The organism is Clostridia bacterium, from assembly GCA_016887505.1.
Classification (GTDB): Bacteria; Bacillota; TC1; order TC1; family UBA5767; genus UBA5767.
Window position 1 is genome coordinate 427,061 of record CP069393.1, and the last position, 18,420, is coordinate 445,480.

Here is an 18,420-nt window from a genome sequence, read left to right on the forward strand (position 1 = left end):
CATGTTTTCAAATATCGATATATTAGAGGTAATTATCCGAGTGCTGGCCATCCTGTTGATGGCGTTTGTTTTGCCCTGGATCACCAAGAAGGTTGGAGCCGAGAACTATGCCAAGCTCCTGCAAGCGATTAAGTTGGCAGTAAATGCCGCAGAGCAGGTATTCTCGGACCCTGGCAGCGGAGCCAAGAAGAAACAATGGGTGCTAGACTTTATCAACTCTAAATTTAAAATAAAAGAGGACGATGTTGAACGGTTGCTTGAAGCTTTTGTATATGAAATAAACAAAGACAAGCTGGAGCCGCTTATCTATGAGGCGACACTAGATAATACAGTAGAGTAAACCATAGACCCCCGTGATGGGGGCCTTTTTAATTTTGCAGAAATGTAATGCCTGATAATTGCCACTAAGAGATACCAAATACAGCCTAATTACCAGTAACGGTTACTATTCGCAATTAATCATAGTTGACAGATATATTGGTAATAGTATACTAGAAATGTAAAAGAAGGAATGTAAGGAGGCGATAGTGATGTATGATATTATGGAAATCGCGAATTGGTTTTTGCACAAAGAGCCAATGACGCACAAAAAACTGCAGAAGCTTTGCTATTATGCATATGCTTGGTTCTACACCTTAAAGGATGTTGAGATTTTTGATGAACCATTTGAGGCTTGGGTGCATGGACCTGTCTCCAATAGCTTGTACCAAGCGTATAAATGTCACGGTTGGGAGAAAATCGATTTTGAAGGACCTCAACCTAAGATTGTTGATGAAGATATCGAATTATTAGAAAGTGTTTGGGAAACGTATGGTGACCAAACTGGGAATTCATTAGAAGCATTGTCCCACTCTGAACCACCTTGGATAGAAGCTAGAAGGGGCTTAGAGGAGTTCGAAAGAGGAAACCATTACATTAACCTGAAAACCATCAAAGAGTATTACTCTAGTATTTACGATGGGGACGATGCTTAAGTGGCTAGAAAACTGACAAAAGTAAAGACAAAAGGATCTGGTAGTATACTGGCAGGTGTTGGAGATGTAAATCGCGATTTTATAATTAGCTTCAAATTTACATTAGAGAAGGAGTATAACCTCACAAATCTTCAAATCTCTCAGATTAAGCAGTTTCAAGTTTTTCTCGATAAGGTGTCACAAATGACATGGCTACAAGTTGATAAGAAATTTAAGAGGAAACCTGATAAACAAGATACGTTTAAAGATGTTCAGGTTATACACTATAAAGTAGCAGCCGGCTTCAGAATTCACGGAATAGTGATGAATGGCCGTTTTAAAGTATTAAGATTGGACCCAAACCATAAAGTGCATAATTAGCCCCTCTCAGGAGGGGGCTTTTTTATTTTGCATTAAAGGTGTAGGATGAAGGGGAGTATAATTGGAGGTAAATGATGGCAAAGGATGCTAAGATTGAAATTGAACGAGATGTAAGAACGTTTGCAAATTTGTATCATGGATCACTTGTGCTTCTAGAAAGAAGCAAGGACTACCCAGAGGGTGGTTATTATGCTTTATTAGGGAGCATGCTATTTACAGCATTTACATTTGAGGCATTTTTGAATCATTTAGGTAAGGAAAAAATAGAAGATTGGGAAAGGATTGATAGAGAACCAGTGATGAAGAAATATTCAGTGTTATGTGACAAGTTTGATATCACAAGAGATCCATCTCGTAGGCCATATCAGACGTTGAAGAACTTATTTGGTTTTCGTGATAATCTGGCGCATGGAAGAACAGAAAAATTACAAGTTAATAAAAATGTAAACATAAAAGATGATATACTTTCACATACCCCTAAAACCAAATGGGAAAAGTATTGTAATGAGGAGAATGCGGTACGGGCGAGAGCTGATGTTGAAAGAGTTATTGTAGAACTAAATCAAGCTGCTGGAGGAGAGAAAGATCCTTTCACAATGGGAATGACAGTGAGTACGATGTCTTCTAGATAGCAAGGAACAAACGTTAAATACTTAAGCCCCTGGAGACAGGGGCTTTTTTATGTTTAAAACGACTGTGCACTTTTTGTTCACTATTTCCACATATAACCAACAGAAATAAAAAGGCTCCCAAATCGTTGGGAGCCCTAATACGTATGGTGCCGAAGGCGGGAGTCGAACCCGCACGGGGGGTGAACCCCGCTGGATTTTGAGTCCAATGTGTTTGCACGTTGTTCCAATTTTGTGGGGAGTATAGTATAATCATCTCACGAGGGAGAGAAAGAAGTGGAGAATATGGTAAAAGAAGGAAAAATTAAGAAACCGTTTTATAAACGGATATGGTTTATTATCCTGATTGTACTAGGTGTGTTTAGCGCAATAGTTAGCTGTGGATCAGATGAAGAACCGGCAGCCATCCCTGCACCTGAAGAACTGGTGGCCATAGAACCAGTGGCCGAGGAAGACTACGAGCTAAGTGAGGAAACATTAGAATCTTTGGCCTTGGGGATTTTCGAAGACAGTTTTGAGGGTATCGCGTTAGTTGCTTTGAATGGTGATATTAACACATTCTATATTACGCCGTTCGACGAAGCGTTTGTTCTTGGCTTGACGATGGCTCTTGACGGAGATCAAGATTCAATAGCGGAGTGGGACACTTTAGTAGGTGCTATGATAGTACTTTCAGAAAATATTGCAGATATGCTACCAGGTTATACTATTGAACTTGTAAATCCCGAAAATACCGACAATACTTTACTTACGGTTATCGATGGAATTGTGACTTATGACGTAATTAATGGAAAATGATATCTGCCCCTGGAAACGGGGGCTTTTAATTTGCCGACATTTTGCCTACGTTGCAGAAGACAAATTACAAACCATTGTGATATAATACGAGCTGATAAGTTGTTAAATACCTAATAACAATCAGTCAATAAAAGCTATTGCAACTTAACTCGCTATAAAAAAACATGCAGTACTTATAATGAAAGATAAAGGTAAACATCATGGCAATCGGAGTGTTTGACTCAGGACTGGGCGGTCTTACCATCGTTCGGTCTTTACGGGAAATATATCCTAAAGAAAAGATTATTTATTATGGCGATACTTTGCGTGTGCCGTATGGGGAAAAGAAACCAGGGGAATTAATTCATCTTGCAGACAGAATTACTGGATTCCTTATTTCGGAAGGTGCAACCTTGGTAATTGATGCTTGTAACACCACGAGTGCACTGGCTTTGGACCTTCTAAAAGAAAAATATGGTGACCGGGCAGAAATCATCGGAGTGGTTAACCCGGGGGCTAGTAAGGCAGCAAAGCTAGGGAAAAAGAAGATTGGCCTTATGGCGACCCAAGCGACTGTAAATAGTGGGGTCTACCAAAAGAAAATATTTTCCAAGCGTGAAGATGTAGACGTACACACTGTTGCCTGTTCACGTCTAGTCCCGTATATCGAGGCTGGCGATGTGGATTCATATCAGCTGAAGGATGCTCTAGGCGCTTATTTAGCCCCTCTACAAGAAGAAAAAGTGGATACCCTAGTAATGGGTTGTACGCATTATCCATTTCTCAGAGACCTCATTCAAGAGATTATGGGAGAGGACGTCCAATTGATTGACCCTGGTGTTGAAGTGGTAGGAAGTATATTGCATTACAAGGGCGGGCATGATGAACCGAGTATTTGTTATACTTCTTTCGAAAGTGAAGCATTTTCGAAAAAGGCTTCACTGCTTTTTGCGGGCCATGGATTCTCAGAGTTTCAAACGTTGGATATTGTGGAGGTATAGATGGAAAGAGCCAATCGTAAAAAAGATGAACTACGTGATGTGAGCGTGGAGATAGATTTTAATGCCTTTGCGGAAGGCTCCTGCTTGTTTCGCCAAGGAAAGACGGTAGTGCTTTGTACGGCAACCGTTGAGCGTGCTGTTCCAGCTTGGAAGTCTGAAGAAGATGGTGGTTGGATTACAGCAGAGTATGCTATGTTGCCACGGGCTAATAGAAGCCGCTCTCCTCGTGAAGCAAAACAAGGAAAACAGTCTGGGCGAACAATGGAGATACAACGTTTAATAGGAAGAGCTCTAAGAGCTGCAGTAGATTTGCGTGAATTACCAGGCCTAACGGTTACCTTGGATTGTGATGTGTTGCAAGCAGATGGGGGGACAAGGTGTGCTAGTATCACGGCGGCCTATATTGCTTTTGTAAAAGCGATGGAGAAAGCAGTAAAGATGGGCTATTTGGACAAGCTACCCCCAATCCACCAGGTTGCGGCCATCAGTGTGGGAAAAAACGAGGAAACCTTGCTCCTTGATCTTGACTATAAAGAAGATTCCTCAGCGGACGTAGATCTCAATCTAGTGATGATGTATCCCAATCAAATTGTGGAGATTCAAGGAACTAGTGAAGGGCAGACCTTCGATCAGGAGGAATTGAATCAGATGGTTCAACTAGGGCAAAAAGGACTGAAAGAGCTTTTTGCTTTGCAAAAGGATGTGCTAGGCACATGTTGAGTCATATTGAAATAGCAGGCATTGTGTCCAAAAACCTTCTTTTCAATCAGATGACAAAAGAGGATATCATTTTTTTGCTAGATTGCTTTAATCCACGGGTAACGAGTCTCCAAAAGGGTGAAATATATGCCCACGATGGAGATGCAATAAATGCTGTTCATTTGGTTTTGTCTGGTAGCCTCTTGCTTTTCAAGGAAACGGCAGAGGGTGAACGTTCTGTGCGTGATTTGTTAACCCCTCCAGACTTGTTTGGGGAAGTTGCAGCCTTCGGTAGGCAAAAGAAATGGCCAGTGTATGTCCAAGCTAAAGAAGATGCAGTAGTAGTTGCGCTCCCCTTGACTAATATTATTGGACGATGTGAACGAAACTGTCACCACCATAATCAGTTGATTCTCAACCTAATGAGTATACTAGCAGAAAAGGCAATGGGATTGCACAAACAGCTGGGTATCCTATCCTTGGGCTCTCTAAGGGAAAAAATTGCACGACTTCTCGTGCAACGCCAGCGGGAAATGGGAAAGGAACGCTTCAAACTAAAGATGAATATTTTGGATACAGCAGACTATCTTGGAGTGGCTCGACCTAGCTTTTCTAGAGAGCTAGCCAAGATGAAGCGGGATGGATTAATTCAATCTGAAGGAAGAGTATTCTGGATAGCAGATTTTGATCGTTTGGTTGAATTGGCAGGAGAATAATCAATGGAAAAGAAAAGAATGGAATTTGTGGTGGCTAGTGGCAATAGGGGTAAGATTGAAGACTTTAAAGTTTTACTAGCACCGCTGGGAATTGAGGTAGTACCTATTAAAACAATACTTCCCGACTTCGACCCTGAAGAGACCGGTCAGAGTTTTACGGAGAATGCAATTTTGAAAGCCAAGGTGGCTGCTATGCAAACGGGACTACCTTGTCTAGCCGATGACTCTGGCCTAGAAGTAGATGCCTTAAACGGTGCGCCAGGTATTTATTCAGCGCGGTATGCTGAAGGACTAGGAGACGCTGCGAACAATCGAAAGCTAATTCGGGAGCTTCACGGTATTCCCGCAGGGAAAAGAACAGCACGTTTTCAATCGGTAGTAGCCTTAGTCTATCCAGATGGTCGGTCTTATACTGCGAATGGTACGGTAGAAGGTGTGATTCTACATGCACCGAAAGGTGCAGGTGGATTTGGTTATGATCCATTGTTTTTCATTTCTGAGCGGAATAAAACTATGGCGGAACTTACTATTGAAGAAAAGAATACGATTAGTCATAGAAAGAAGGCCTTTGAGGGTATAGAAAAAATCATTCGAGAATTGTATGCTCTATAAATGATGACAATAAGTTGAGATTAAAAAATACAAAAAATGGAAAATTTCTCTTTACATCCGCCATCTGACTCTATATAATAAGTCTTGCGGTTGTGAAGTTATGACATGCGGGTGTAGCTCAATGGTAGAGCTCCAGCCTTCCAAGCTGGCCACGTGGGTTCGATTCCCATCACCCGCTCCATTTTTTTTGTAACCATGCGCCAGTAGCTCAGCTGGATAGAGCAACGGACTTCTAATCCGTAGGTCGGGGGTTCGAATCCCTTCTGGCGTACCAAACCGAAAGCCTAAATCTTTAGGGTTTCGGTTTTTTTTATGCCTATTTGGAAACACTGAGTAATTGGCAATAATTGAAATGTGTCTAAATATTAACTTGCAATTATTAGAGAGAGGTATATACTTATTCTAAAGCGAACCAGTTCGCAATGGAGGAAATATGTCAAAGGTTACTGCTGAAGAAAAACAAGAAACAAATATTAGGATACAAAAGGCTGCACGAGAGATATTTTTAGAAAAAGGCATTAAAGGAGCTTCAATAAGGGATATAGCGAAGAAAGCAGGTGTTGGCGCTAGCACCTTGTATGGTTACTATTCGTCAAAAGAACTTCTCTTCATAAATACGATTCTTCCATCGATTGAATCTAGGAATGATTTGCATGTCCACTTGGATGGTTTAGATGTTAGTAATATGGGTATTGAAGAGGTAGCGGAAGTTTTAACAGATGCAGTGTTTGCACTACCTACTTCCCTGATTGATATGGATCAAAGCATTATAAAGGAATTCCATTCTGTCCTCTTTTCCATATCTGCATCTGATGAAATCAAGAAGACGATGGAAAACTTTTTAGAAAATAACATGAAAGAAATTATTTCAAATTTTATAAAACGACTACTGGAAGAAAATATTATGAAAGTAAGTATTGAAGCAGATGAATTCGCAATGTATGTATTGAATACAATGAGAATAGTATTCCTTGAATATATAATTATGGGAGATATGACGAAGAATGCTTGCAAGGAAAAATTAAGGAAGACAATTCGAATGTCACTGATTGGGAAAATTTAAGAGGGGGTTGAACCCCTCTTAAAAAATCATTTAATACGAACAAATTCGCAAAAAAAGTAGATGGGAAAAGAAAGGCAAAAGAGTATGAAAAAATGGATCATTATTGGAACAATACTCCTTTTAGGTACAGGCATTATTGGTTGTTCTAGACAAACTGCTAATTTAGAGGAACAGCCTAGCTACAAAACAGTTGGCGTAGTTGAAATAAAAAATAGATTGGAAGATGATACCTTATCGTACACAGGTATTGTGAAGCCGAGTGTTGAAAAGAAATTGAGCTTCAAAATGGGTGGATACCTCGAACAAATCTATGTCCAGGAAGGGGACTATGTTGAGGCTGGTACAAAATTAGGTAGGATTGATACAAAGGATAATAGTCTACAAAGTGAGAGTCTTGAAAGCCAATCACAGATAGCCCAAAAGGAAGCTTTGAAGGCCAGTGAAGCCCTTTCCTACTCGAAAACGCAATATGATAGCTATACCGCATTGTTTGAGGAAGGAGCTGTTTCCAAAGTTGCTTTGGATGCAAAAGAATTAGCCTATGAACAAGCAAAGTTAAACTATGAAATTGCGCTAGAAAATCGCAGCCGCATGACCTCAGAAGAAACAAGACTTTATGAAAACATTGCAGATGGGACAATTTATGCAGATCAAGATGGTGTCATAAATAGTATTTTATACGAAGTATCTGAATTCATTGCACCAGGACAGCCAGTATTTTTGGTAGGCTCTAAAGAACAAAAGATCGTCATTCATGTAACAAGAGAAGATAAAAAGTTATTGGAAATAGGCCAAAAAGTCTATTACACGATGGATACAGTAGAAAAAGAAGGAAGGATTATCTTTGTCGATGAGGTGCCTGATGCCCAGACATCAACCTACAAGGTTGAAATTGAGATTGAGGAGAAAGAATTAATGAGTGGCGCCATTGTACGTGTTGAAGTAGTAGCTGGAAGTACAGAAGGAATTTGGATTCCAATCCAGTGTATTCAGTCCACTACCATTGATTTTGTCTATGTTATACAAGACGGTAAATCATTAAAGCGGTCAATAAATGTATTAGAAATAAAAGGTGATGAAGCATGGGTGGAAGGATTGGAAGAAAATGATAAGCTTGTTGTTTCAGGCATGAAGTCACTCGTTGAAGGTATGTTGGTAAAAACACAGGAATTTGAGGGTTAATCATGGACAAAGGAATCACGGCCAGGTCTTTAAAACACAAAAAACTAACCATATTTTTAATTTTTGTAACAATGATTGCTGGTATGTATTCGTATATTTTTCTTCCACGTCAGGAAAGCCCAGATTTAAATGCGCCAGGCGCTATTGTATTTGTTGCTTTTCCTGGTGGCTCTCCCGAGGAAATCGAGGATTATGTTGTAGGTACGATAGAAGATGGACTTACTGAAATTACAGGTTTTGATTATGCTCAAACATATATTAAGTCCAATATGGCTTCTATTATGGTTATGCTTAAAGATGGCGTTGATATAGAAAGCTCGTGGCGTGAATTGGATGATCTTATTGAAGAACTCAAACCCAATATGCCTTCTGGTGTCACGGAGATAATAACCAATACCGAAATTATGGAAACACCAGGAATGATTTTCGGCTTGACCGGAGAAAACTATACTTACGAGGAGCTTGCAGATTACGCAGAACTTTTTAAAAAAAGGTTAGCAAAAATTGATGGGGTGACAAGGTTTGATATATATGGAGACCTTGAACAGGAAATTGAAATAAATATTGACCATGCTATATTAGAACAACTTACGATTTCAATGAATGAAATCGTAAATAAGATTAAAGCAGAAAACGTAACAATGCCAACGGGAAGCATCGACAATGGTGGAAGTAAAATTGAAGTAAGCTTGGATGTGAGGCTTCAAAGTATCGAGGATATACGCAATATTGTTGTTATGACTTTTCCGGATGGACGAAATATTCGACTTGCAGATGTCGCGGATGTGCAGTTTAAGACAAATCCTGACAATCCTAGGTTGGGCATAAATGGAAAGAAAGCCGTTTATTTGGCGGGGTATTTTGAGGATGATTTAAATATTGTCATGGTTGGGGAAAATATTGAGAAGCAAATAGAAGAGCTAGCTAGGCAACTCCCAGACGATGTTGAGTTTTCTTATATGGTATACCAGCCAGATGAAGTGCGAAAATCAATCAATACCTTCATGATCAACCTTTTGGAAGCAATCATTTTCGTAATTTTAGTCGTATTTATCGGTATGGGGTGGAGAAATGCACTTGTGGTATCCACTGCGATTCCGCTATCGATAGCGTTAAGTATGATGGTCATGTACTTCTTTGGTGTAAAACTAGAACAGATGTCCATATCTGGCCTGATTATTTCCTTGGGTATGCTGGTCGATAATGCGATCGTAGTAAGTGATTCAATCCAATACCATATTGATCAAGGTGAAGAAAATATCCGGGCTGCCATAGTGGGAACTAAAGAAGTAGCCTTTTCAATATTAACTTCCACGCTGACCACAATCTTTGCATTTATGCCTTTGCTGCTTCTAGATTCAACAGTCGGTAAGTTTGTTCACGGCGTTCCTTTTGTGGTAACGACCGCCCTAATTGCCTCCTATATTTGTGCAATCATAACGACACCAGTTATTGCAGCAATGACATTTAAGAAAACCGTAGAAACTAAAAAAAGAAACAACTCAAAGATTAAAAGAATGTTTAAAAAATTGTTGAATGCCAGTCTTAAAAGAAAGAAACGGACAGTCGTCCTAACTCTACTTTTCGTAGTGGCTTGTTGGTTTTCCGTAATGGGAATGGAAGCAATATTACTACCCAAAGCAGATAAGAACATTATTCAGATCGACTTAAAATCAGAGTTTGCGACGGACATCGACAAAACAGAAAAACTCACAGACCAAACAGTAGCGCTGCTGCAAGACGTGCCCGAACTCGGTAATTACTATACGGCTGTGGGCAGTAATCTACCAAAGTTCTATTTATCCGTTATGTTTCGCGGTGCCTCACCGGATATAGCGCAGATAGCGTATGAATTTGATTTATCTAAAAGTGAAAGGTTCGATGACAAAAAAGAGTTACAGCAATATATTCAGTCCAAATTAAGCCAAGAACTAATTGGGGGAAGCGCATCAACTTTATTGCTAGAACTTGGAAATTTCTCAAGACCCATTGAAATCAAAATACTGGGTGAAAACCTGGATAGGCTAGATGAAATTAGGTATTCGCTGATTTCAAAAATGGAGTCTATGGATAGCGTGCTCAATGTTACCAACGATTTTTCGAGCAAGGAATATCAATTTTATGTTGAAATTGATGAAGCCAAAGCAGGGTATTATGGCTTTAGTAAGTTGGATATCCAGAAGGAAGCGAGCGCAGCTTTGATGGGCATGAGCGTCTCGAATTTACATAAAAATGGAAAGGAAACAGCACTAATCGTTAAGAGTGATATCCTAAATCTTGAAGATTTTGAAAATCTAGTAATAAAATCTAGTATGACTGGTAAAAGTGCCAAGCTAAAAGAATTAGGACAAGTTAAATTGGTACAAGCGTTTCCTATGATTAATCATTATGCTGGAGAAAGATCAATAATACTATCGGCCGATGTAGGTGCGGATTATTCTGTCCAAAAAGTGGAGGATGAGTTAAAAGAATATATAGATGCTGAAAATTATGATGATGTAAAATTTGAGTTTGGGGGAATGCTGCAACGGGTTAGAGAAAGTGTTGTAGATTTAATGAAACTGGGTATTTTTTCATTGCTCATGATTCTTTCCATTTTAATACTTCAGTTTGACTCCTTCCGGCAACCGTTGGTTATTCTAGCAACAATACCGATTGCAATGGCTAGTGCTTTGATAGGCCTCTTCATAACGAGCCAGATACTTACTTTTGTGGCTATGATGAGCTTAATAGCACTTATGGGGATTGTCGTCAATAATGCAATCGTTTTATTGGATGCAATCAATACATTTAGAGATGAGGGAATGGGGGTAGAAGAGGCATGCAAAGCAGCAGTAGACAGGCGCTACCGTCCCATAACGATTAGTACTATGACTACGGTGATTGGTTTAATACCATTACTGATTTCAGGTGGTGAACTCTTCCGACCTCTAGCCATTGCACTTATGACGGGACTCGGATTTTCGACAATCTTAACCATGGTAGTAGTACCAACAATGTATTGTTTGGTGATGGGCAACAAATCGCTTGAAACGATGTAAGAAAAGGCTATTAAGCCAAAGAACAGCTATCAATTCGGACAGGATATGGTTAGAAGGTCAAGTCTAGTTGGATAGGGTAAATAATTCAAAGAAGATGAAAAATGAAGGAGGAGTACATGATTAAATGGAGAAGTTTAAAGTATACTTCCTCTTACTGCTACCATAATGAATAATAATACAGTCTTTTCTTCAAATGTCTCCGAACTCCTTTTTGCGCAAGGTAGCAGTGGAAAATAAAAGACTCCAAAAGGAGTCTTTTTTTTGGAGGCAGTAACCTTGTATAGCATAATATGAAAGGGCAAGTGTTTTAACCAAAAACTACCAGGTTGCGTCTTAACAGGATATCTCTGTTTGTTAATAGATAAGGAGAAAAACGATGCTTACAAAGTCTAGTAAAGCCCAAATACTCATATCAGTACTGGGTGCTGCATGGTCAATTCAATTGGTTCTAAGTGAGCTTATCGTAGGGGATTATTGTCCTAAAGTTTTCAATATACCAGCATGCTTTCTAGTGCTACTAGCCTATCTAATAGTTCTTGTATCAATAGTTTTGGATCACAAGATTCTGCATGCACTGGGGACAGGATTGGGATTATTGCTGGCTATTTGGTTTTCTTCTCGCCAATTTTTGATGATTGCTCAATGCCCAGATTTTCAAGGGCTACCACTGTGTTATCTTTCCTTGGCTGCTTTTGCCTTGCTTGGGGTGCTCGGGTTTTGTAAAAAAAAATAATTTGATTCAAGGTAACCTTATTCAAATAACCATACAGTAAAAAATGTGATGCTATGGATGAATAATGGCAATACAAAGGCCACAGTAATTCATTGTTACTGTGGCCTTTCATAATTAATATTGTGTTAAAGAACTGCTGCTATATAGTCCATTCTCCATGTACGATGCCTACTAATTCCCAATTCGGATTATCATCATCGAATACTAAAATTAGACTTCCCCAGTCTAAGCCCTCCACGCTAGGATCGAAACCAGTAAAATGGAATTCTACATATTGGTCGTTCGCATAGACTGTTTCCAAATTGTTCATCATATTTCCACTGCCAATTAGCGTGTTGATGCCAATCAACTCAGGGTTTAGATAGTCTTCATCATAGACAAATCCACTGTAGTATGTCGAAAAATCACTTGTGATAGGGTCACCACTACCGCTATACGATCCCCAAGTTTGAACTGCACTACTGGTGAACATAGTTGGGACAGTGCTGCCAGCATAAAGAATGATATCGTTGTTGGTATCGATATAGGGGTAAGGAGAAAACCGTACGCCTCTAGTAGGACTTACCTTGGTGTCTAACCCCTGTGAATCTTGGTTGGCAATCATCGACATAACGTCGAGGGCTTCTTGTAGCAGGGTGACGTTTTGTGTTGAACTGCGGTTTTCAAGCGATGTTTCCAAATCTTCAACTTTGGTAGTTAAGGAGGTTACAATGGTATCTTTTGCTGCTAACTCTGCTTCAAGTGTTGTTACGGATTGTTGGCAGGCTTCAAGGTCAGTGGCAAGTTGTTCTGCGTTATCGCCTGTGGAACTAGCACTACAACCGCTTAGCATAAGTGCAATGGCTGTTATGAAAATAAAAGCATAGGTTTGCTTCTTCATGGGTCACCTCTTTCTAATCATTTAGATTTATCTTCTTTCATCATAGCGAGTCTTAGTTTTATAGTCAAATTAACCATGCATTCATGATAGAATAAACGCAGGATACTTGTGATTAGCGTTAAATGTGTTCCGACGGTACTGAACTTTGATGATTTAAGTAAGAATTCAGGGAATCGGCGGATTAGTCACTAGGTTGCAATCATGACGCAAGAAAGGATTTCATGTTACCGAATAACAAAGCAACTACTTTGAAAAGAAAAGAGCTTTCAAATAGAAAAGAAAAGTTGATGGATTTGTTCACAGTTCATATTTTAGAACAAGCAAGTATTAAAAACAGGATGAATTTACAAGTTCATTTTATGCAGAAATCCAGAAGGAACAAAGGATATGGAGGAAACGGCTGATGCCCTATGTATATATGCTACGGTGCCAAGATGGAACGCTTTATACCGGGTGGACGATGGATATTGACAAAAGAGTAAAAGTTCATAATGCTGGCAAAGGTGCTAAATACACTAGATCACGCTTGCCTGTAGAATTGGTGTATTATAAGTTCGAGAACGATAAAATATGGGCGATGAAAGAAGAATACCGAATTAAGCAGTTAACGAGAAAGGAAAAAATGAAGTTGGTAGCGACAATGCCGTCTCCCCTATGCAAGGAGTAGAATAAAGTGAAATAGCAATAAAGCTAGAAGAAGTGAGATGATGCAATCCCTTAGCTGAATATAAAAGTAGTTTTATCCAAATACTACTGTATTAAAAAGGAAAATGCACCCGAAGAGTATAAAACGTCTATCCCGTTCAGCCTAGGAAGTAAATTGGTATTGTTTCTTTGTTTTGAGTATAGGTAACGTATAAGTTATAATATTGATAAAGACTAACAAACGATGAAAAGGAAGTAACCTATGAAAATTCGAGTAGTGGATTTGTTGTCTCATACATATTTTAAGACATCTAGAGTGTTAGCAGGTAAGCAGGGTTTAAATAACTATATATCATCAATTCAGGTGGTTGAGAATATTGATGTTACACAGTATTGGCGCGGTGGAGAGCTTGTGATTAGTTCAGGTTATAATTTTTTAGACCGCACCGAAGAACACAAGGACCTTATTAAAGGTTTGGTCTTAGCTGGTATAGCTGGTTTGTGTATTACCACCAATAATTTGATTGATAATAAGCTTCCGGACACGCTGATGGAAGCGGCGGAAGAATATGAATTTCCGGTCATAACGTTTCCTGCGGGAAAGGTGTTTGGAGAAGTATGTGATTTTATGAATAACCATCTCTTTTCTCGACTGACAAACGAGATAAAGAGACGTGATGAGGTGATTCGAGAAATCAATGACTGGATATATAAGGAGGGCCTGCAGGGCATGCTGAAGGCCTTGTATAAGTGGACTGGCATGAAGACAGCTTTGCTCTATGAAGGGAATGTGCTTTCTTGTCCGCCACTAAGTGACCGAGAGGATGAGATAATTCGGTGTAGACACTGGATTAATGTACCTGATAATGCATTACTATATAGTAATGTAGGACATTACGTCTATCGTGATAAGAAAGGCGAAGTGGAGTGGCTAGGTGCTAAAATCTCAACACCCAGCCAGTTTGAAAATTTCGTGATGCTTTTTCAGGAAAATATGGAGTTTACGAAAGATGATGAAATGCTTTTGGGTGCTTCCTTATCTGCTTGTGCTTTGGAAATTAAGAGACTAAAGGGATTGAGTGAGGAAAAGGCCAAACACCGGGAGAACTTATTTAAAAGTATTATTGAAAAAGGAATCAGCTATGAAGAGGCACGACATCAGGCGGCACAACTGGGATATAGTTTAGCAAAAAATTCTTCAATTGCTTTAATGAATATTAAAAAGCCTGCTGTTTCCTTAAGTATGGAGGGGTTTATTCAAAGTTTTAAAGCTATTGTCAAGGAGCTGTTTCCCAGCGCACCATTTTGGGTACAACCTGATGACAAAACGATAGTTTTAATACTAAGTGATTCAGATGAAGAGATTATTCGCAGCTTATATCGAAAAATTCAAGGCTTAGATCAGGCTCTTACCTTTACGATTGGAATTGGGAAATCTAGGACTTATGATAAAATATGCAAAAGCTATCAAGAAGCGCTTCGAGCTATTGAAATTGGAGAATCATTGGGGGAAGAGGCCAATATCTACTTCTTTAATCAATTGGGCTTCTATGGGTTTATCAATGTGGTAGAAGACCGCGAAGTTATGAAAAGCTATTATGAAGACTATATTCTCCCGTTGGAAAGACAGTTTAAAGAAGAACATCTTACGGAAATGCTGGATACATTAAGCTTGTTTTTTGAGATGCGCTTTAGCTATGCCAAGACTGCTGAGCAGATGCACGTTCATCGTAATACAGTGGATTATCGCATGGCAGCAATAGAAAAGGCCTGTAATATTGATATGCGTAATTATGAGGATAGGTTTAATATGGGGATTGCATTAAAACTTCTTCCACTTATACGACATATGAAAGAAGAACTGTAGCGAGGTCCCTGGGATTCAGGGACCTCGTTAGGTTATAAAATGGGATTTCAAATCCCTTTTCATGAATCAAAAATGGATGGTTTTTCTTGTAAATATATCGTAATAAAATTATACTGGTATAGCATATATTAGCTCAAATTGTTTTTTGAAGCCGATTATAAATACTGCTAGTATAAGAATTACAGCATTTGGCTGAAGAAAAAGCTCAAATTATAAAAAGAAGATGGTTGTGCCAATACATAAAAATACATGGTATGGAAAGAGGGTATGAATGCTCTTACAAATACTACAAAGCTACAATCCATTTAAGGTGTATCTACCAAATAACTGCTTTGAATAAGTTTGCTTGCTTGGCTGATTTTTGAAGTTACGTGCTTTTTCTTATTCACCGGATGGTGTATAACACAGCGGATGCTCTTCATTTGGAAGGGCAAATATTCGATAGCTTCAGATGAACAATTTGGGATATAGGAGTTTTTACATGAATGAAATAACTTTATTTTCCGACAGCACATGTGATTTATCTGCTGCTATCTTGGAGAAAAATAATATTAAGATAATTCCCTTAAATGTTGAGTTTGGTGAACAATCCTTTAAGGATGGAATAGATCTGAACAGTGAACAATTGTATGGCAAAGTAGAAAAATTGGGATGCCTCCCTAAAACATCGGCTCCATCACCGGCTGCTTTTTACCAAGCCTTTGAAGGAGAATTGGCAGAAGGCAAAGATGTAGTGTATATAGGTTTATCTTCAACGATATCGTCTACTTTTCAGAATGCCAGTATGGCAGCCAAAGAATTGGATATAAGCCGCATCCATGTGATCGATTCCAGAAATCTATGTAGCGCAATAGGATTACACGTAATATCTGCGGCAGAGTATATTCGGGAGGGTTTATCTGCAAAGGAAGTAGCAGATAAAGTGCGAAACGATATACCGAAGACTGTCAGCTATTTTATGGTTGATACGCTAGATTATTTACATATGGGTGGCAGGTGTTCTGGGCTGCAGAGTTTTGTAGGTGGTATTCTTAGGATGAAACCCATTATCAAAGTAGAAGATGGGCATCTTAATGTTGTCCATAAGGCGCGGGGGAAAAATAAAGGAATTGAATACTTGGTAAACCGGATACGGGAAGATCAAAATAGAATCAGGGCTGAAAAAATGATATTAACCCATTCGTTTGGACTCGACTCTATTAGGAAATTAGAAGACAGTTTACGTTGTATTGATATTGGTGGAAGGCATCGAGTGGAACAAGCTGGTTGTGTGATTTCAAGCCATTGCGGACCTGGTACAATTGGTGTTTTCTATATTCCAAAAGAATAATATGAAAGTGTATTAAATATATACTGCATGAATTCAACGAGTAGTTGGTCATAAAGGTAAAGCATCCAACAAACAGATACAGTGTTGGTTTATATGTTGCTTAAATCAATTATATGACAATAGGAAAAACAAAAATCCAAGAGGTGTATCATGTTTGTGTTTTACTTTATTTACGGAATTATCATTGGCTCATTTTTAAATGTTTGTATCTACCGTTTGCCTATAGGGCTGAATCTAGCATATCCAAGGTCCCATTGTCCACGCTGTCAGCATAGCTTAAATGGTTTAGATTTGGTTCCACTATTTAGTTATTTGTTTATTGGGGGAAAATGCCGTTACTGTGGTGAAAGCATCTCAATCCGCTATTTTTTGGTTGAACTCTTTACTGGGATTGGATTTTTAGCAGTGGGCTTAACCCAGCCATTTCCATATTCGATACTGTATTTGCTATGGATTAGTTTTTTCATTGTAGCAGTGCTAATTCAGTTTGATAACCATGTTCCATCTAAAACGCTAGGAGTAATCGGATTAATCTTTTCTCTTAGCACCCTTTACCAACAGAGCTTTTCTCAATTGGGAATGGCTTTATTGGGTGGTGTCCTTGGATTCTTGATTTCACAAATATCTACAGAAAAAAGAGAACTGGGATATGTTTTTACGTTCATAGCAACTGGAATATTCTATGGATCCTTGAGGTTTTTAGGACTGTATCTTATTTCCCTCATAGCATTTGAAATGGCAAGGTTAGCTTTTAAGGACGAACAGGGATTAACCCGGGCTAGCCAGGTTAGATATTTGGTCTTTCTTTTTGGGGGGTTGATTCTTGCAGTTATATAGCTTTGAATGTTGCTATTTATTTCATAAGTATTTTATTATGCATAATTATTATGATTAATATCTTGAAATTTTATAAATTATTGCTAAACTGGTACAGTCGGAACTGAAATGAAATGAAATGGATCATCTTCGCTTGTAGTTGGTCTTTAGAAATGGAAAGCAGTTTCATGCATAGATGAGATAGAAAGCCATTGCCTACGGCATTTAACGTCAACCATGACGACTATATTGCTCGTTACGGAATACCGATGGAATGTAATAGTGCATGCCATACAAAATTTAGGTTTATATACAACCCTTTTTCCAACTATATTTGTTTTTAATGCAAAATTAGTGTATAATCGGAAGAAATATAATAGGGCACGATGAAAAGCCTATCAAAAAACACCTAATTTGCCTACATACCAGTATTCCCGATTTTATTTGAACGGGTTACCTCAAAGGAATGGTATTAAAAAAGGGGGGGCCGAGAGCATTATATCAGTTTAGTGAAGACAAAAATAATTTGTTTTATTGCAATAGTATTCAAAAAAAGATTCGGGGAGGAATTATTATGAACAAGATTTTTTCAAAGTTAAGAAGTAAGAAGAAGGGCTTTACCCTAATTGAGTTGATTGTTGTTATCGTAATCATCGGTATCCTAGCAGCAGTTATGATTCCACAATTCAGTGGATTTACTGACAAAGCTAAAAGCACCCAAGCATTAGTAGATGCTAAGCAAATTGCTACTGCCTATGATGCGCTAAAGCTTGAACAAGGCGATTATTCGGATGTATCAGAAACTGAAGTTGAGACTATGTCTGGTGTTACCATTTCTTCTGGTACTAATTCTTTGTCTTTAGAAGATGATGGTGGATTCGAATATGAAATTGATGGCTTTACAGCTGGTAGAGATAGCGCTACAGATGGTGTAGCCCTAATTGAAGAATAATAATCCATTTGGGTGAAGGCTTTGATTAGAAAGCGATATACCTTTTAGTAGTGATTACTATAAAGGCTTGTAGTGTAGAATAAATGTTGATAGGCTCTTTTCAGAATTGAACTGAAAAGGGCCTATTTTACCCTTTTACGGGA

Annotated in this window: 20 protein-coding genes and 2 tRNA genes; 21 read left to right on the plus strand and 1 reads right to left on the minus strand. The window is 38.7% G+C overall.

Features of this window, described 5'->3' with window-relative positions; all coding sequences use genetic code 11:
* The first annotated feature begins 1 nt into the window (after nt 1).
* The 15 genes from JR334_02080 to JR334_02150 all read left to right on the plus strand — a co-directional run bounded on the left by JR334_02080 (nt 2) and on the right by JR334_02150 (nt 11,787).
* A complete protein-coding gene (locus tag JR334_02080; GenBank protein QRN86045.1) occupies nt 2–340 on the plus strand; it encodes a hypothetical protein in 339 nt (112 codons plus the stop codon).
* 190 nt (nt 341–530) lie between these two features.
* Nucleotides 531–974, plus strand: a complete 444-nt coding sequence (locus JR334_02085; protein QRN86046.1) for a SocA family protein — start codon at nt 531–533, stop codon at nt 972–974.
* Nucleotides 975–1,334 (plus strand): hypothetical protein, encoded by a 360-nt coding sequence (locus JR334_02090; protein QRN86047.1) that lies wholly within the window; start codon nt 975–977, stop codon nt 1,332–1,334.
* 71 nt (nt 1,335–1,405) lie between these two features.
* On the plus strand, nt 1,406–1,966 hold the full coding sequence (locus tag JR334_02095) for a hypothetical protein (GenBank protein QRN86048.1): 561 nt from the start codon (nt 1,406–1,408) through the stop codon (nt 1,964–1,966).
* A 273-nt stretch (nt 1,967–2,239) separates the two neighbouring features.
* Nucleotides 2,240–2,761 (plus strand): hypothetical protein, encoded by a 522-nt coding sequence (locus JR334_02100; GenBank protein QRN86049.1) that lies wholly within the window; start codon nt 2,240–2,242, stop codon nt 2,759–2,761.
* Between the two features lie 200 nt (nt 2,762–2,961).
* Nucleotides 2,962–3,741 carry a glutamate racemase gene (gene murI, locus JR334_02105; GenBank protein QRN86050.1) on the plus strand — a complete coding sequence of 260 codons (780 nt, stop codon included), beginning with the start codon at nt 2,962–2,964 and terminating at the stop codon, nt 3,739–3,741.
* The gene (rph, locus tag JR334_02110; protein QRN86051.1) at nt 3,742–4,461 is read left to right on the plus strand and encodes a ribonuclease PH; all 720 of its coding nucleotides are present in this window, start codon (nt 3,742–3,744) and stop codon (nt 4,459–4,461) included.
* Complete coding sequence (locus JR334_02115) at nt 4,455–5,156, plus strand: Crp/Fnr family transcriptional regulator (GenBank protein ID QRN86052.1); 702 nt, start codon at nt 4,455–4,457, stop codon at nt 5,154–5,156. The genes rph and JR334_02115 overlap by 7 nt, the downstream gene beginning before the upstream one ends.
* Before the next feature lie 18 nt (nt 5,157–5,174).
* Complete coding sequence (locus JR334_02120; protein QRN86836.1) at nt 5,175–5,768, plus strand: XTP/dITP diphosphatase; 594 nt, start codon at nt 5,175–5,177, stop codon at nt 5,766–5,768.
* A 107-nt stretch (nt 5,769–5,875) separates the two neighbouring features.
* Nucleotides 5,876–5,949: transfer RNA gene (locus JR334_02125), tRNA-Gly, on the plus strand.
* A gap of 16 nt (nt 5,950–5,965) precedes the next feature.
* Nucleotides 5,966–6,042, plus strand: a tRNA-Arg gene (locus JR334_02130).
* 159 nt (nt 6,043–6,201) lie between these two features.
* Entirely contained in the window at nt 6,202–6,831 is a 630-nt protein-coding gene (locus JR334_02135) for a TetR/AcrR family transcriptional regulator (GenBank protein ID QRN86053.1), read from the plus strand.
* A gap of 84 nt (nt 6,832–6,915) precedes the next feature.
* Complete coding sequence (locus tag JR334_02140) at nt 6,916–8,013, plus strand: efflux RND transporter periplasmic adaptor subunit (protein ID QRN86054.1); 1,098 nt, start codon at nt 6,916–6,918, stop codon at nt 8,011–8,013.
* Between the two features lie 2 nt (nt 8,014–8,015).
* Nucleotides 8,016–11,054, plus strand: coding sequence for an efflux RND transporter permease subunit (locus JR334_02145; protein QRN86055.1), 3,039 nt, complete (start codon nt 8,016–8,018; stop codon nt 11,052–11,054).
* A gap of 376 nt (nt 11,055–11,430) precedes the next feature.
* Entirely contained in the window at nt 11,431–11,787 is a 357-nt protein-coding gene (locus tag JR334_02150) for a hypothetical protein (protein QRN86056.1), read from the plus strand.
* 139 nt (nt 11,788–11,926) lie between these two features.
* Here the strand turns inward: JR334_02150 and JR334_02155 are convergent, their stop codons facing one another.
* On the minus strand, nt 11,927–12,667 hold the full coding sequence (locus JR334_02155) for a hypothetical protein (protein ID QRN86057.1): 741 nt from the start codon (nt 12,665–12,667) through the stop codon (nt 11,927–11,929).
* Nucleotides 12,668–12,915: 248 nt separating this feature from the next.
* Between JR334_02155 and JR334_02160 the strand changes: the two genes are divergently transcribed.
* From JR334_02160 to JR334_02185, 6 genes are all read left to right on the plus strand, one after another.
* The gene (locus JR334_02160) at nt 12,916–13,071 is read left to right on the plus strand and encodes a hypothetical protein (protein ID QRN86058.1); all 156 of its coding nucleotides are present in this window, start codon (nt 12,916–12,918) and stop codon (nt 13,069–13,071) included.
* Nucleotides 13,071–13,334, plus strand: coding sequence for a GIY-YIG nuclease family protein (locus tag JR334_02165; GenBank protein ID QRN86059.1), 264 nt, complete (start codon nt 13,071–13,073; stop codon nt 13,332–13,334). The genes JR334_02160 and JR334_02165 overlap by 1 nt, the downstream gene beginning before the upstream one ends.
* Nucleotides 13,335–13,574: 240 nt before the next feature.
* Nucleotides 13,575–15,179, plus strand: a complete 1,605-nt coding sequence (locus tag JR334_02170; protein ID QRN86060.1) for a PucR family transcriptional regulator ligand-binding domain-containing protein — start codon at nt 13,575–13,577, stop codon at nt 15,177–15,179.
* Between the two features lie 481 nt (nt 15,180–15,660).
* Nucleotides 15,661–16,509, plus strand: a complete 849-nt coding sequence (locus JR334_02175; GenBank protein QRN86061.1) for a DegV family protein — start codon at nt 15,661–15,663, stop codon at nt 16,507–16,509.
* A 150-nt stretch (nt 16,510–16,659) separates the two neighbouring features.
* Nucleotides 16,660–17,346 carry a prepilin peptidase gene (locus JR334_02180; GenBank protein QRN86062.1) on the plus strand — a complete coding sequence of 229 codons (687 nt, stop codon included), beginning with the start codon at nt 16,660–16,662 and terminating at the stop codon, nt 17,344–17,346.
* Nucleotides 17,347–17,899: 553 nt separating this feature from the next.
* Nucleotides 17,900–18,277 (plus strand): prepilin-type N-terminal cleavage/methylation domain-containing protein, encoded by a 378-nt coding sequence (locus tag JR334_02185; protein QRN86063.1) that lies wholly within the window; start codon nt 17,900–17,902, stop codon nt 18,275–18,277.
* Nucleotides 18,278–18,420: the final 143 nt, after the last annotated feature.

Coding starts and splice junctions, on each gene's coding strand:
- JR334_02080 (QRN86045.1), top strand. CDS start 2: ATGTTTTCAAATATCGATATATTAGAGGTAATTATCCGAGTGCTGGCC.
- JR334_02085 (QRN86046.1), top strand. CDS start 531: ATGTATGATATTATGGAAATCGCGAATTGGTTTTTGCACAAAGAGCCA.
- JR334_02095 (QRN86048.1), top strand. CDS start 1,406: ATGATGGCAAAGGATGCTAAGATTGAAATTGAACGAGATGTAAGAACG.
- murI (QRN86050.1), top strand. CDS start 2,962: ATGGCAATCGGAGTGTTTGACTCAGGACTGGGCGGTCTTACCATCGTT.
- rph (QRN86051.1), top strand. CDS start 3,742: ATGGAAAGAGCCAATCGTAAAAAAGATGAACTACGTGATGTGAGCGTG.
- JR334_02115 (QRN86052.1), top strand. CDS start 4,455: ATGTTGAGTCATATTGAAATAGCAGGCATTGTGTCCAAAAACCTTCTT.
- JR334_02120 (QRN86836.1), top strand. CDS start 5,175: ATGGAATTTGTGGTGGCTAGTGGCAATAGGGGTAAGATTGAAGACTTT.
- JR334_02135 (QRN86053.1), top strand. CDS start 6,202: ATGTCAAAGGTTACTGCTGAAGAAAAACAAGAAACAAATATTAGGATA.
- JR334_02140 (QRN86054.1), top strand. CDS start 6,916: ATGAAAAAATGGATCATTATTGGAACAATACTCCTTTTAGGTACAGGC.
- JR334_02145 (QRN86055.1), top strand. CDS start 8,016: ATGGACAAAGGAATCACGGCCAGGTCTTTAAAACACAAAAAACTAACC.
- JR334_02150 (QRN86056.1), top strand. CDS start 11,431: ATGCTTACAAAGTCTAGTAAAGCCCAAATACTCATATCAGTACTGGGT.
- JR334_02155 (QRN86057.1), bottom strand. CDS start 12,667: ATGAAGAAGCAAACCTATGCTTTTATTTTCATAACAGCCATTGCACTT.
- JR334_02165 (QRN86059.1), top strand. CDS start 13,071: ATGCCCTATGTATATATGCTACGGTGCCAAGATGGAACGCTTTATACC.
- JR334_02170 (QRN86060.1), top strand. CDS start 13,575: ATGAAAATTCGAGTAGTGGATTTGTTGTCTCATACATATTTTAAGACA.
- JR334_02175 (QRN86061.1), top strand. CDS start 15,661: ATGAATGAAATAACTTTATTTTCCGACAGCACATGTGATTTATCTGCT.
- JR334_02180 (QRN86062.1), top strand. CDS start 16,660: ATGTTTGTGTTTTACTTTATTTACGGAATTATCATTGGCTCATTTTTA.
- JR334_02185 (QRN86063.1), top strand. CDS start 17,900: ATGAACAAGATTTTTTCAAAGTTAAGAAGTAAGAAGAAGGGCTTTACC.